The 13,917-nt window shown below is 71.0% G+C and carries 11 protein-coding genes; 5 read left to right on the top strand and 6 right to left on the bottom strand.

All coding sequences use genetic code 11. The features are described 5' to 3' along the window. A partial coding sequence (locus ACIBG6_RS38805; RefSeq protein WP_132919430.1) for an acyl-CoA dehydrogenase family protein occupies nt 1-95 on the top strand: 95 nt, incomplete at its 5' end. Nucleotides 96-160: 65 nt separating this feature from the next. On the opposite strand, the gene ACIBG6_RS38800 is transcribed toward ACIBG6_RS38805, so the two are convergent. Next, nucleotides 161-1,420, bottom strand: a complete 1,260-nt coding sequence (locus ACIBG6_RS38800; protein ID WP_399227482.1) for an LCP family protein — start codon at nt 1,418-1,420, stop codon at nt 161-163. A 130-nt stretch (nt 1,421-1,550) separates the two neighbouring features. On the opposite strand from ACIBG6_RS38800, the gene ACIBG6_RS38795 reads away from it, so the two are divergent. After that, entirely contained in the window at nt 1,551-2,084 is a 534-nt protein-coding gene (locus tag ACIBG6_RS38795) for an acyl-CoA thioesterase (RefSeq protein WP_267043951.1), read from the top strand. Nucleotides 2,085-2,156: 72 nt separating this feature from the next. Here the strand turns inward: ACIBG6_RS38795 and ACIBG6_RS38790 are convergent, their stop codons facing one another. Next, entirely contained in the window at nt 2,157-3,575 is a 1,419-nt protein-coding gene (locus ACIBG6_RS38790; RefSeq protein ID WP_399227481.1) for an LCP family protein, read from the bottom strand. Between the two features lie 219 nt (nt 3,576-3,794). Here ACIBG6_RS38790 and ACIBG6_RS38785 point away from each other — a divergent pair, with 219 nt between their 5' ends. Then, nucleotides 3,795-4,820, top strand: coding sequence for a glycosyltransferase family 2 protein (locus ACIBG6_RS38785; RefSeq protein ID WP_399227480.1), 1,026 nt, complete (start codon nt 3,795-3,797; stop codon nt 4,818-4,820). Between the two features lie 84 nt (nt 4,821-4,904). Here ACIBG6_RS38785 and ACIBG6_RS38780 read toward each other — a convergent pair whose 3' ends face one another. The 4 genes from ACIBG6_RS38780 to ACIBG6_RS38765 form a co-directional block, all read right to left on the bottom strand. Beyond that, nucleotides 4,905-6,704 carry an LCP family protein gene (locus ACIBG6_RS38780; RefSeq protein ID WP_399227479.1) on the bottom strand — a complete coding sequence of 600 codons (1,800 nt, stop codon included), beginning with the start codon at nt 6,702-6,704 and terminating at the stop codon, nt 4,905-4,907. Nucleotides 6,705-6,754: 50 nt separating this feature from the next. Then, nucleotides 6,755-8,509, bottom strand: a complete 1,755-nt coding sequence (locus ACIBG6_RS38775; RefSeq protein ID WP_399227478.1) for an LCP family protein — start codon at nt 8,507-8,509, stop codon at nt 6,755-6,757. 258 nt (nt 8,510-8,767) lie between these two features. Further along, complete coding sequence (locus ACIBG6_RS38770) at nt 8,768-10,012, bottom strand: LCP family protein (RefSeq protein ID WP_399227477.1); 1,245 nt, start codon at nt 10,010-10,012, stop codon at nt 8,768-8,770. Nucleotides 10,013-10,311: 299 nt separating this feature from the next. Next, a complete protein-coding gene (locus ACIBG6_RS38765; RefSeq protein WP_399227476.1) occupies nt 10,312-11,064 on the bottom strand; it encodes a TIGR03089 family protein in 753 nt (250 codons plus the stop codon). A 136-nt stretch (nt 11,065-11,200) separates the two neighbouring features. Between ACIBG6_RS38765 and ACIBG6_RS38760 the strand changes: the two genes are divergently transcribed. Both ACIBG6_RS38760 and ACIBG6_RS38755 read left to right on the top strand, forming a co-directional pair. Next, complete coding sequence (locus ACIBG6_RS38760) at nt 11,201-12,607, top strand: peptidoglycan recognition protein (protein ID WP_399227475.1); 1,407 nt, start codon at nt 11,201-11,203, stop codon at nt 12,605-12,607. 104 nt (nt 12,608-12,711) lie between these two features. Continuing rightward, nucleotides 12,712-13,794, top strand: coding sequence for a sugar phosphate nucleotidyltransferase (locus ACIBG6_RS38755; RefSeq protein ID WP_399227474.1), 1,083 nt, complete (start codon nt 12,712-12,714; stop codon nt 13,792-13,794). The last annotated feature ends 123 nt before the right edge of the window (nt 13,795-13,917 follow it).

Raw genomic sequence — 13,917 nt, 5'->3', positions numbered from 1 at the left:
CCGTCGAGCGCATGATGCGCGACGCCAAGATCACCCAGATCTACGAAGGCACCAACCAGGTCCAGCGCATCGTCATGGCCCGCAACCTCCCGTAAGGGGGTACGGGAAAGGGCGCCCCCCCGAAGAAGGAGGGGCGCCCTTTCCCGTACGGCGACGGGGGTCACTTCGACTCGACGGTGACCTTCTCGTCGTTCCGGATCTGCTCGACCATCTGCTTCACCTTCGCCATGTCCCACTTGTAGGAGTTCTGCGGAGCCGCGCCCGCGAGCGGCATGTTCATGGACTTGCCGTCGCCGCCGCTGATGCCCTTCATGGCGAAGAACATCTTCCCGAGGTCGTACAGCGACATGTCCTTGTCCACGATCAGCGTGTCCAGACCGGCGCCGAGCGTCGGGTAGAGCGTGAACGGGTTGAGGATCGTGCCCGGCGTCGCCGCCTGGTTGGCGAGGGCGGCGAGGAACTTCTGCTGGTTCTTCGTCCGCGCGAAGTCCGACTCGGCGAAGGCGTACCGGGTACGGACGAAGGCGAGGGCCTGCTCGCCGTTGAGGGTCTGCTCACCGGCCTGGAAGTCCGCCCCGGACTTCTTGTCCTTGAAGCCCTTCTCGATGTTGAGGTCGACACCGCCGAGCGCGTCCACGATGTTCGCGAAGCCGGCGAAGCCGATCTCCGCGTAGTGGTCGATGCGCAGGCCCGTGTTGAACTCGACGGTCCGCACGAGCAGCTCGGGGCCGTCCATGGCGTACGCGGCGTTCAGCTTGGCGCCGCCACGGGCCGGGTACGACTTGCCGGACTCCGAGCCGACGAAGCTCGGGATGGTCACCCAGGAGTCACGGGGGAGCGAGACCATCGTGTTCCCGCTGGAGCAGGCCGCGAGGATCATCATCGAGTCGGTCCGCTTGCCCTCGGCGGAGCCGGTGTGCAGCTTCTTCTTCTCCTCGGCGGACATGCCCTCGCGGCTGTCCGAGCCGACGATCAGGTACGTCGTGCAGTCGCCCTCCGACGGCCGCTCGATGACCTTGGAGAGGTCGACCTCGTTGCGCATCTGGGAGCTCGCCCAGGCGTACGTGCCGATGCCCCAGGCGAGGACGCCGACGACCAGGACGATCGAGCCGACCTTGATGCGCTTGCGCCAGTCCGGGGCGGGACGCCCCGGACCACCGGCGCCGGGGCCCGGCGCGTACTGCGGCGGCACGCTCCCGTGCCCTCCGCCCTGCTGGCCGCCGTAGACCTGGCCCGAGCTGTACCCGGAGTCGTATCCCGAGCCCTGCGCCTGCGTGAAGTTCGGGTTGTAGCCCTGGTCGTGCCGAGGCGGCTGCTGCGGGACCTGCGGACGCTGCACATGGCTCATCCGGCGAGGTCCCTCGGGCTGGGAATTCGCGTTGCCACGGCCGTGTCCGCCGTCATGGGGCCAGTCATTCATGCGGACCAGTGTGCCGGGCGGGGGAATCCCCTGGACAGGCCGGGTGGAATATCGGACCGGCCCTGTTGCCAAGCTGATGCAAAACGGACCCCACGGGGACGGTGACAGGACCCGGCATAAGGTGGAGGGCATGACAGATCAGGGCGATATCCCGGGCAAGCCCACCTCGGCCTCCCGCACCACCCTCAGCCACATCATGACGAGCCACGACACCAACCTCCTCGGTACGGTGCACGGCGGCGTGATCATGAAGCTGGTGGACGACGCGGCGGGCGCCGTCGCGGGCCGGCACTCGGGCGGCCCGGCGGTCACCGCCTCGATGGACGAGATGGTCTTCCTGGAGCCGGTGCGCGTCGGTGATCTGCTCCATGTGAAGGCCCAGGTCAACTGGACCGGCAGGTCCTCCATGGAGGTCGGCGTACGGGTCATGGCCGAGCGCTGGAACGAGTCCACGCCCGCCACCCAGGTCGGCTCGGCCTATCTGGTCTTCGCCGCCGTCGACGCGGACGGCAAGCCGCGCCGCGTCCCGCAGGTCGTCCCGGAGACGGAGCAGGACAAGCGCCGCCACCAGGAGGCCCAGATCCGCCGCACCCACCGCCTGGCCCGCCGCCAGGCCATCAAGGAGCTCCGCGAGCGCCGGGCGGCCGAGGGCTACGAGGACTGACCCCCAGGACGCAGGGGGCCGCCCGCGACGAGCGGCCCCTGGCTTCCTGGGCGAGCCCAGGACTCCCTGCCCCTACGGGCACACCACCTGGTCCCCGGTCACCGCCTCGAACGGCCCGCTCCGCCCCGCGTCCTCCGCCCGGACCTTCGTGACGCCCCGGTAGTCCGCGCCCACCGTCACCCGCAGCGTCCCGCCCCGCCCCGCCACCGCCCGCAGCTCCGCCCCCGGCAGGGCCGCCGCGAGGGTCTTCGCCGAGCGGTCCCAGCGCGGGTCGTACTCCACGAGCGTCCGCGCCCGCTCCTGCCCGGCCCCGGTCATCGGCGTCCGGGTCGTGTCGAAGCCGGTGCCGCGCAGCGCGTCGTCCACCTTCCGGCCGAGCCCGTCCGTCCGGGTCCCGTTGTAGACCTGCACGCGGATCGTGCGCGGCGGCACGTCCACGACGACCGACTTCGGGGCGTCACCCGCCTTCCCGGAGGACGACCCGGAGGACGACCCCGAGGACGCAGGCTTCTGCGACGCGGGCGCCAGCGGCCGGTCCTCCCGCAGCGCCTGGAACAGCTTCTGCGCCTTCGCCGCGTCCCACTTCACCGTCGACCCGATCCCCTTGACCGGGAAGCTCATGTCGCCGATCGGCACGGACACGAACTCCGACGACGCCGGCGTGAAGCCCCGCATCGCCTTGGCGAGGGCCAGCAGCTGATCCGTACCGAAGTCCTCGTCCGCCCGGACCGAGCTCAGCATCGTCGTCGCCATCGCACGGAACCGCACCGGGTTCAGCAGCACCCCGCCGCTCGTCACCCGGTCGATCAGCGCCGCCAGGAACTTCTGCTGCCGCTGCATGCGGCCGATGTCGGCTGCCCCGTCGATGTGCCGGGACCGGACGTACTGCAGGGCCTGCCCGCCGTCGAGCTCGTGGGTGCCGGCCGTGAGATCGAGTCCCGTGTAGGAGTCCTTGACGGCCCTGGTCGTGCAGATCTGCACCCCGCCGATCGCGTCCACGGTCCGCATGAAGCTGGTGAAGTCGACCTCCAGGTAGTGGTCGATCTTGACGCCGGTCATCGACTCGACGGTCCGGACGGTCAGCCCGGGTCCGCCCTCCGCGTAGGCGGCGTTCAGCTTCACGGGATGGGACTGGTGCTTCCTGCCGCTGGTCAGATCGGTGTGCTCGGGCATCTCGGCGTACGAGTCCCGGGGCAGGCTGACGACGCTCGCCCGTTCCCGGTCCTCCGAGATGTGCACGAGCATCACGGTGTCGGTGCAGTGGCAGGGCGCGCCGCCGAGCCGGTACTTCTCCTTCTCCTCCGGGGTGATCCGGTCCCGCCCGTCGGTGCCGACGACGAGGACGTTCATCCCGTGCCCGGCCTGCGGCCGGTTCTTCATGTCCTTGAACGGGTCGACCCGGGTGATCCCGGTGTCGAGGCCGGTCACCACCGCGTGCCCGATCCCGCCCGCCGCGAGGACCACCACGGACAGCGCGGTCGCCATCCGCATCCCCCACCGGGGGCGCCGCGGTCGCCGCCGACGGACCGGTACGGGCGGCCGGGGTGCGGGCCGGCGACGGGGCGCGGGGGGCGGTGTGGGCACGGACGGACACCTCCGCGGGTGGGACAAGGGGAACCGTGAGCACGGTAGGCCCATACGATCAGCGCAAGGGTGCACCACCCATGCGGCGCGCACCGGTGTCCCCCGTTCGCGGTAACGTGGCGGGCAATGAACGCCACGCCCCCCGTCTCCGTGATCATGCCGGTCCTCAACGAGGAGCGGTATCTGCGCACCTCGGTTCGTCACATCCTGGAGCAGGAGTACGACGGCGAGATGGAGGTGGTGATCGCCCTCGGCCCGTCCACGGACCGTACGGACGAGATCGCCGCCGAGCTCGTACGCGAAGACCCCCGCGTCCACACCGTGCCGAACCCCACCGGCCGTACGCCCGCCGCGCTCAACGCCGCGATCAAGGCCTCCCGTCACCCGATCGTGGTGCGCGTCGACGGCCACGGCATGCTCTCGCCGAACTACATCGCCACCGCCGTCCGGCTCCTGGAGGAGACCGGCGCGCAGAACGTCGGCGGTGTCATGCACGCCGAGGGCGAGAACGCCTGGGAGGACGCGGTCGCCGCCGCGATGACCTCGAAGATCGGCGTGGGCAACGCGGCCTTCCACACGGGCGGCGAGGCCGCCCCGGCGGAGACCGTGTACCTGGGCGTCTTCCGGCGCGAGGCGCTGGAGCAGCAGGGCGGGTACAACGTGGAGTTCATCCGCGCCCAGGACTGGGAGCTGAACTTCCGCATCCGCGAGGCCGGCGGCCTCATCTGGTTCTCGCCGGAGCTGCGCGTCCAGTACCGCCCGCGGCCCTCCGTGAAGGCCCTCGCGAAGCAGTACAAGGACTACGGCCGCTGGCGCCACGTGGTGGCCCGCTACCACCAGGGCTCCATCAACCTCCGCTACCTGGCGCCGCCGACCGCCGTCTGCGCCATCGCCGCCGGCCTCGTGGTGGGCGCGACGCTCACCCCGCTCGGCTTCGTGATCCCGGCGGGCTACCTCGCCGCGATCGCGGCGGGCTCGGTCCCGGCGGGCAAGGGCCTGCCGCTGAAGGCCCGCCTCCAGATCCCGGTGGCGCTCGCGACGATGCACATGTCGTGGGGGTACGGCTTCCTGACGAGCCCGCGCTCGCTGGCCCGCAAGGTCATCGCGAGCCGCCGCCCGGCGGTGAAGGCGGGCGAGTCCGAGACGGTCTGACCGGATCGGATCACACACACGACCGACGGCCGGGTCCCCCCAGGGGGCCCGGCCGTCGTCATGTGCGCGTGCGAGTGAGGGGGATCAGCTCTTCCCGTCCCACCGGTAGACCGAGTAGATGTCCATGCACTCCGCCTTGTCGTCGGCGCCGTCCGGCAGGTCACCGGCGACCTGCGTCGGCTTCTTGTACGTGGTGCCCTCGCGCCAGTCCGCGCCGACGACCAGGGTGATGCCCTTCGCCTCGGCGTCGGCCCGTACGGCCGAGTCGGGCAGCCCGAGCGCCTTCGTCACCGACAGCGCGTTCGCCTTGCCCTGGTCGCCGTCCGCCTTGGGGTAGGTGACCACGGTGTCCTTGCGGCCGCCGCCCTCCTGGGAGGATTCGGCCTGGGTGAAGCCCTTGGCCTGAAGGGCCTCGGCCATGTCGCCGGCCCGGCCCTCGACGGCCGGCTCGTCGGCGCCGTCGGTGCCGTTGACGACGGTCACGGCGAAGGAACCGGGGGCCTCGGCCGGGGTCTTGGGCTTGGGCGAGGCGGTGGGCTTCGGCTTCGCCTTGGTGCCGGACTTGTCGCCGTTCTTGTCGTAGGCGACGTCGTCCCGGAGCATCGCCCACATCTTGTCGGCGGAGGAAGGCCGCAGCTGGAGCCACTCGTCCGGCCGCTGCGGATACGGGTCCGTGGGGACGGTCGCCGTCGTCAGACGGTCGATCTTCACGTTCTTGAGCTGCATCGACAGATCGAAGAGCTTCTTCACGGTGTCGAGGTCCTGTGAGACCTTGAGGGACTTGGTGGCGGTCTCGGCCAGGCCCATCAGCCGCCCCGTGTCGGTCCAGGCGTTCTGCTCCTGGAGCTTCTTCATCATCCCGTTCATGTACATGTGCTGGGCCTTGGCGCGGTTCTGGTCGCTGCCGAAGGCGTGCCGGGTACGCAGCCACTGGAGCGCCTGCACGCCCTGGACGTCGGTGGTGCCCTGCTGCAGCTTCAGGCCGGAGCCGCCCTTCACCTGGCGGGTCGACTTGTCGTGCACGGCCGTCTTGACGCAGACGGGGACGCCGCCGACCTCGTCCGCCATGGCCACGACACCGGCGAAGTCGACCATCAGCCAGTGGTCGATGTAGACCCCGGTGAGGCTCTCCCAGGTGGTGAGGGTGCAGCCGGGACCACCGCGCTGGAGCGACTCGTTGATGGGCCGGTTCGCGGTGGCGGCGTAGGGCGTGCCGTTCTCGTCCTTGCACTCCGGGATCTTGACGACCGTGTCGCGCGGGATGGAGATGAGCGAGGCGTTCTCGCGGTCCGCGGAGACGTGGAGCAGCATCTGCACGTCGGCGAGCGGCTTGCGGTCCTTGTCGTTCCGGCCGCCGCCGAGGGCGATGTTCTTCTCGTCGGCCCGGCTGTCGGAGCCTATGAGGAGGATGTTGAGCGGGGTGTCGCCGAGCGCGTTCGGCGCGGCCTTCTTCACGCCGCTGCTGCCGCCCGCGCGGTCACCGCTGCGGATGTTGCCGTTGAGGTGCTCGTAGTACAGGTATCCGGCGCCGGCCGTCCCGAGTATCAGCACCGCCAGGGTGATCGCCACCCAGCGCAGCACCTTGTGCTTGCCGGCCTTCTTGGCCCGTCGGCGCGAGCCGCCGCGGCGGTGGCTCGTCCGGGCGTCGCCGCCGGCTCCCGCCCCGCCACCGGCGCCGTTGCCGCCGTTGCGCCGCCGCTCGGCCCGGGTCGACGCCGCCGCGGACGTACCGGAGGATCCGGCGTCGTCGGAGGTGCCGCCGCTCCCGGCTTCGCCCCCGGCGCCGGTCGCCTCCCCCGCCCCGTACAGCTCGTCGTCCCAGCCCAGTTCACGGGCGCGCGGAACGCGTCCCCGCGTTCCCTCCCCACGCACGTTCTGTCCCACCCCAGGTCCCCTCGTGAATCAGCAGTGCGCCGAGGCCTGGTGTTTCCAGGTCATTCGGCACACACCTTCTTGTCGGCTTCTACCTTGTCGACGTCCGGCGCCTTCGTCGGACCCTTGATGGGCACCCCCGCGCCCTTGAAGTCGGAGCCGAGGACGAGCGTCATGGGCTCGCGCTCCGCGGCGTCCACAGTGCCCGGCTTGAGAGCCGTGGCGGCCAGACCCATCATGTCCGCGAGCTTGCGGGCCTGATCGGCCTGGTTCGGTGCGTAGGTGAGCGTGGTCTTCGCCGCCTTGTCGGGGGCGTTGCTCTTGTTGGTGGAGCGGTTCACACCCATGTCGTTCTGCAGCCAGTTGATCGTGGACTGCGCGGCGCCCGTGATGCCGCTGCCGTTGTAGACGTCGACGCGGACGTCGGCGGCCTGCGCGCGCGTGCCCTGGAGGAGCTTCGCCTGGGCCTGCGCCTTCGCGTTCTTGGCGTCCTTCTCCTTCTTCTTCACCTCGGTGAAGGAGACGTCGTTCTGGATCATGCTGAAGACCTGCGGGGCCTTGGTCTGGTCGAGGACGACGGTGGCCCGCGCGTTCGGCGGCTCGTCGGGGTTGTCGACGACCGGCACGGTCATGAAGCTGATGTTCTTGAGGTCGACCTTGCCGATCTCCTTGGCGAGGCTGGTCAGCTTCAGGGCACTTCCTATGCCCTTGTCGACCGTCAGCGCGTCGGTCGCCGCCTCGGCGACGTCGAGCAGCTGCGTCGGGCTGTCCAGCGTGTCTTCCTTCAGCTGGCGCATCATCGACGCGAGGAACTGCTGCTGCATCTTGATGCGGTCCAGGTCGCTCTCGTTGCCGAGGCCGTGGCGGTTGCGGAGGAACGCGAGCGCGTCCTCGCCCTGGATGCGGTGCTCGCCCTCGTCGAGGTCGAGCTTGGAGCTCTTGTCGCGGATGGGCTTGGTCAGGCAGACCTTCACCCCGCCGACCGCGGTCGACAGCGTCTTGACCGCGTTGAAGTCGACCATCATGAAGTGGTTGATGCCGATGCCGGACATCTCCGTGATGGTGCGCATGGTGCAGCCGGGGTCGCGGCCGTCCACGCCGAACGACTCGTTGAACTTGGTCGTCCCGACCGAGCCGGGGATGACCTTGGTCGAGCCGTCGGTCTGCTTCGTGGGGCAGTCCGGGATCTTGATCTTGAGGTCCCGGGGGATGCTCACCGCCGTCGCGTTGGTGCGGTCCTCGGCGATGTGGATCAGGAACGTCGTGTCGGCGTGGCCGGTGACGTTGGTCTTGTTCCCGTAGCTCTCGTTGCCCTCGCCGGTCCGGACGTCGTTGCCGATGACCAGGATGTTGAGCGGCCCGTCCATCCCCGGCGTCTCCACCGCGGCGTTGCCGACGTCGACGGCGTCGATGTTGCCGTCGAGCTTCTGGTAGAGCATGTACGCGCCGGTGGCGCCGCCCACGAGTACGAAGGCCATCGTGCCGCCGGTCCACAGGAGGACCTTCTTCTTGCGGGACGCGCCCTGCTTGCGCTTGCGGCGGCTCGCGGGCGGCTGACCGCCGCCCTGCTCGGAGACGCGGCGACGGCGCTGACCGGGGACGGGCGCCTCGGTGGCGGTGCCGGTGCCGTGGCCGGTGTCGGTTCTGTCGGCGGCGGTGGCCGTGCTCGATCTCCGGGGCCGGGACGGCGACTGCGGTGCGTGCGACTGCCCACCGGAGTGGTCCAGTCGCAGTTCGTAGTTGCCGGTCTGTGGGTTGAGCACCCACTGGTCGGCGGGGTCGATCTCGTCCGCCCGTCCACGGCTGTGCGCGTCCACGGTTACTCGAGTCCTCCGTCGGTGCCACGCGAGGCGCCTCCCCCGAAGGGCGCCGCTCTCTCGGTCGTTCGATCCTTGGTGAGTGCGACGACCAGACGGTCGGGGTGCACCGGATCGCGTCACACTATCCGCCCAGTTCAGCGTGGGGCGACGTCAGTGACAAATTCCACGCCCCTTACAACCGGGCAATTTGCTCAAACCTCATCCCTCCCTGCCCTCCCCTTGGGGCGCCCTTTACTCACCGCCCCCGAGGGGTGTTCAGGAGCACACCCCTTCCGCCGCGTTCCGCCCCGTGAAGGTCGGCGTCGTCGAGGGCGTCGGTGCGTCCGCGTCGTCGGGCTTCCCGTCGCCGCGGCCCCCGCCGCCCGTCCCGCCGTTCCCCTCGCCCGCCCCGCCGCTCCCCTCGCCGTCCTCCTCCTCGGTGTGCGGAGTCACGAGGACGGGCTTGTCCTCCCGTAGCTGCCTGAAGAGTTGACTTGCTGCCGGCTGTACCAGTTCGTCCCGATTCGCGTTGTACGTGTACGGGCGGCGCGGCACCGTGAGGAACTGCACCTTGTCGGTCGGGATCGCCCGCATCGCGCGCGCCAGGTCGTACAGGTCCCGCAGCGAGTCGAGCCCGGGGTCGGTCGTGATCGCCTTCGTGGCCGCGTCCAGGACCGGGTAGAGCTTGGTCGGGTTCAGCAGGACCCCGTCGCTCTGGACCTTGTTGACGAGGGCGCCGAGGAACTGCTGCTGGCGGTCCATGCGTTCCGTGTCGCTGCCGTTGCCGATCGACTTCCTGGCCCGTACGAAGCCGAGGGCCTGCTCGCCGTGGAGCGTCTGGCGCCCCGCGGGCAGCTTCAGCTTGGCGTCGGCGTCGTCGACGGGCTCCTTGAGGCAGACCTCCACCCCGTCCACGGCGTCGACCATCTTCTTGAAGCCCCGGAAGTCGATCACCATGTGGTTGTCGACGCGGATCCCGGTCAGCTTCTCGACGGTACGGATCGTGCACGCCGTGCCGCCGAACTCGAAGGCCCAGTTGAACTGCGCGAACTGCTCGCGGGTGCGGGTCCCGTCGGGCTTGGTGCAGCCCGGGATCGTCACCATCAGGTCGCGCGGGACGGAGACGGCCGTCGCGCTCGACTTCTCCGCCGACATGTGCAGCAGGATCGTCGTGTCGGAGCGCTGGGTGCCCTTGTCCTTGCCGTACTTGCGGTTCCCCTCGCCGGTCCGGGTGTCCGAGCCGATGAGCAGGATGTTCCGGGCGGCGGTCGCGCCCGCCGCCGGCCGCTCCTTCTCGTACTTCCGCAGCTCGGCGGCGGCCGTCGTGTCCGTGGTGATGTTGCCGTCGAGCTTCCGGTAGAACCACCAGCCGACCGCGGCCGCGATCAGCACCACGACCGAGACGGCGAGGGCCGTCCACCGCAGCCAGTGGCGTTTGCGCGGCTGCTCCGGAGCACCGGGCGCCGTGACCTCCGCTGCCGGGGGATCCGGTTCGGCGGGCGTGCCAGCACGGTCCGTCACGTCTCAGTCCGTCCTTCAAGGCGTCGGCGGCGCGCCCGGCGGCCACCGGTCATGGAAGGAGACGGCCGAACCCGACGCATGGTTGTGCGGAAGGAGTCGACTCCCCCTCGGCCGATCATGTACCGGAGTCGGCGCGGGGACCCGGGGACTCGGCGCGGCACTAGTCCGAACGGGTCTCATCGGGTCAGGCGGCGCCAGGGTCGGTGGGGGCTGGTGCCGGAGGGTGTCGACCGGGCGCCGGGCCGGGGTGGGTGGGCACCGTGCGGCCCGGGGGCGGACAGGCGCGCTTGCCGGGGTGCTCAGAGCACCGTGTGCGTCACGCGCTCGCTCTCCACGCGCTTCTCCAGGGACTCGGGCGCGAGCTGGTTCAGGTTCCGGCAGAGCACCACCGAGCCGCCGGCCGCGAGCGGCGCGTACAGACCGGACGAGAGCCCCTGCCAGCCGTCGTAGTCGAGGCCGGAGAGCAGCCGGGAGCCGGGGGCGAGGCCGAGCGCCGCCGCGTCCACGCGGGCCTGCTCGACGAGCTGCGTGCCACTCCGTTCCGTACCGTCGACGACGAGAGCGGCAGCCTCCGCGTCGACCGGGACGAACGGCGCGAACCGGTCGCCCTGGCTCGGCACCTCGACCGCGTAGTCCGCGTACCCGGCGGGCGGGGCGGGGAAGCGGCGCCCCAGCGGCGCCAGCGAGAGCGCGATCCGCTCACCGGAACAGGCGAGACCCGCTTCCAGCGTCTCCGGCCCCGCCACCACGACGTCGGCGTCCGCGGGATCGCCGCCGACCTCGACGGCCACGCCGACGGAGGAACAGGCGAGCAGCCAGACGGCCGTCTGCCAGTGCGCGGGCAGCAGCAGCGCGAGCCGGTCGCCCGGTCCGGCGGACAGCTCGCCCTGGAGCAGGTTCGCCGTCTTGGCCACCCAATTGGCGAAGGTGGCGACGGACAATTCCACGCGCTCACCGGTGGCGTCGTCATAGAAAGTGACCAAGGGGCGGGCGGGGTCCGCGGCGAGCGCGGATCGCAGCAGGTCGGCGGGGGTGCGGTCGCTGGCGTTCACGCCGGACAGCGTACGCGGGCGGGCGCGCGCGGTCCTCCGTACCGGTGACGCCGTCCACCGGTCGGCCCGACGCCCCGTCAATTTCCGTGCGGATTCCCGGCGCGCGGAACGGCCCGGGGATACGCACGATCGGCCCATGCGTGCTTCACTCGCCACCTCGATCGCCGTCACCTGCGCGGCGGTGCTCGCCCTGCCGGTCTCCCTCGCCGCACCCGCGGCGGCCACGGCGCCACCGGCGGTCGCCGCGCTGCCACCGGGGCCCGAGCAGCTGCCCGGCTCCACCCAGTCGCTGCCGCTCGAGCCCCTGGGCGATTCCGTACGCGGCTTCGGCGGCGGAACCGGGTCCGATCCGGGCGAGCGGGGCCTGGCCCGACGCGACGTCAGACCGTTCTCCCTCGTCGGCGTCGTCTGGGACGACCCGACGGTCGCGCTGCACGGCACCGTGCAGGTCCGCACCCGGGCCACCGGCGGCGGGATCTGGTCGGAGTGGCAGGACGTGGAGACCCACAACGACGAGCACGGCGCCGACCCGGGGACCGCGGAGGGCGCCGGCCCGGCGCTCAAGGGCTCCACGGCACCGCTGTGGGTGGGCGACTCGGACGGCGTCGAGATCCGTGTACGGGGTGAGGAACAGCTCCCCGAGGGCCTCCGCCTGGAATTGGTCGACCCGGGCGCGGACCGGGCCGGCACCGTCCCCCAGGTCCGTACGGCCGCGGTCCCGGCCGGCCCGACGGCGGCGGAGGCGGCGGCGAGCGCGGTCAACTCCCAGCTGGTGCCGTACGGCGCGGCCTGGATCCCGGCGCTGTCGAAGGAGGCGACGGAAGTGACGTTCCGCCACTTCCCGGGGGAGGCGCAGCGCCCGCAGACGACACCGGCGAAGGCCACCACCCAGGCCGCTCCGGTCGCGGCGGCCGCCCCGGTCGCGGCGAAGCCGTACATCGGCCCCCGCCCGAAGATCATCACGCGCAAGGGCTGGGGAGCCGACGAGAAGCTCCGCGAGAAGGGCTTCGTCTACACGAAGAGCATCAAGGCGGCCTTCGTCCACCACAGCGCGACCGGCAACAACTACACGTGCGGCCAGGCCCCCTCCGTCCTGCGCGGTATCTACCGCTACCACGTCCTGAGCAGCGGATGGCGGGACTTCGGCTACAACTTCGCCGTGGACAAGTGCGGCAACATCTACGAAGGCCGGGCGGGGGGTGTGGCCAAGCCGGTCCTGGGCGCGCACACGCTCGGTTTCAACACGAACAGCATGGGCGTCGCCGTCCTCGGTACGTACAGCAAGACGAATCCGCCGGCCGCCGTGCTCACCGCCGTCGCCAAGCTGACGGCCTGGAAGCTGGGCCTGCACGGCGTGAACCCGACGAGCACGACGTACCTCACCTCAGGTGGTGGAAACCTGTACAAGAAGGGCACGAAGGTCAAGCTCCGCACGATCGCCGGACACCGTGACGGATTCGCCACGGAGTGCCCCGGCGCACGCCTGTACGGCAAGCTCTCCACGGCCAGGACGACATCGGCGAAGTACCAGGGAAGGCTCTGATGGGGTCAGCCGGGCAACCATCTGCATAAACTGACCGGTCATATCGCACGGAAGACCGAGACGGGCGGGCGGACCGGCCCCGAACAGGAAGCAGAGACGACAAGGTGACTGAAGCGATCCTCCTGGTCGGTGGCAAGGGCACAAGGCTGCGACCCCTCACGGTCAACACGCCCAAACCCATGGTCCCGGCGGCGGGCGTCCCCTTCCTGACGCATCAGCTGGCCCGCGCCCGCGCCGCCGGCGTCGAGCACATCGTGCTCGCCACCTCCTACCTGGCCGAGGTCTTCGAGCCGCACTTCGGCGACGGCTCCGACCTCGGCCTGAGCCTGGAGTACGTCACCGAGGAGGAGCCGCTCGGCACGGGAGGCGCGATACGCAACGTGGCCTCGCGCCTCCACTCGGGCCCCGACGACCCGGTCCTCATCTTCAACGGCGACATCCTCACGGGCCTGGACATCCGAGCCCTCGTCGACACCCACGCCACCTCCGGCGCGGACGTCTCGCTCCACCTGACCCGGGTCGAGGACCCGCGCGCCTTCGGCCTGGTCCCCACAGACGCCACGGGCAGGGTCACGGCCTTCCTGGAGAAGCCGCAAACCCCCGAAGAGATCGTCACGGACCAGATCAACGCCGGCGCGTACGTCTTCCGCCGCTCGGTCATCGACCAGATCCCCACGGGCCGCCCGGTCTCCGTCGAACGCGAGACGTTCCCGGAACTCCTCTCCGCGGGAGCGCACCTCCAGGGCATGGTCGACTCCACGTACTGGCTGGACCTCGGCACCCCGCAGGCCTTCGTCCGCGGCTCCGCCGACCTGGTCCTCGGCCGCGCCCCCTCCCCGGCCGTCCCGGGCCGCTGCGGCGACCGCCTGGTCCTCCCGTCGGCCCGCGTCGCCCCGGACGCCAAGCTCACCGGCGGTACGGTCATCGGCGCGGACGCGCAGGTCGGCGAGGGCGCCCGCATCGCGGGCTCCACGATCCTGGCCGGCGCGGTCATCGAACCGGGCGCGGTGATCACCGACTCCCTCGTCGGCGCGGGCGCCCGCATCGGAGCCCGTACGGTCCTCACGGGCGCGGTCATAGGCGACGGCGCCCACGTGGGCCCGGACAACGAACTCCGCGACGGCATCCGCATCTGGTGCGACACCACCCTCCCCGCCAACGCGGTCCGCTTCTCCTCGGACCAGTAGCCCCACGCCGCCCCGGCGCGGACCCGCCCCCATCGCGGGCCCACGCCGAGGCCGCCGCCACGCACGACACCCCCCCCGCGCGCCGGGCGCGTTGCGCGCACGGCGGGGCCGCCGCCACAGCGC

Source organism: Streptomyces sp. NPDC050842, assembly GCF_044456565.1.
GTDB lineage: Bacteria > Actinomycetota > Actinomycetes > Streptomycetales > Streptomycetaceae > Streptomyces.
The sequence above is the reverse complement of the archived record's forward strand: the minus strand, read 5'-3'. Positions and strand labels throughout refer to the sequence as shown.